Annotated in this window: 1 pseudogene; it reads left to right on the top strand. The window is 44.0% G+C overall.

Features of this window, described 5'->3' with window-relative positions:
- A pseudogene (locus AB4209_RS21770) lies at positions 1-171 on the top strand (IS5 family transposase); the annotation flags it as partial.
- Positions 172-225: the final 54 nt, after the last annotated feature.

Raw genomic sequence — 225 nt, 5'->3', positions numbered from 1 at the left:
GAGTCTGGTTATCACTATCGCTCAATATCTGAGACCGCAATGTCTCGATATAAAGGACTAACCAGCGGTAAATTGAGCTTGAGATGTTATAACGCTCAAGTGGGTGAAATCATGGCGAATGTCAAAGCTATAAACAAAGTCATAGGACTAGGCATGCCTGTTCGAAGCTAACGATGAGTCGCATATGGCGTCGTTGACCTTCAAGCTGATTTGATCAACAACGCC

Source organism: Vibrio sp. 10N.286.48.C11 (assembly GCF_041469805.1).
Classification (GTDB): Bacteria; Pseudomonadota; Gammaproteobacteria; order Enterobacterales; family Vibrionaceae; genus Vibrio; species Vibrio crassostreae_C.
This window is presented reverse-complemented; position numbering and strand designations above follow the sequence as displayed.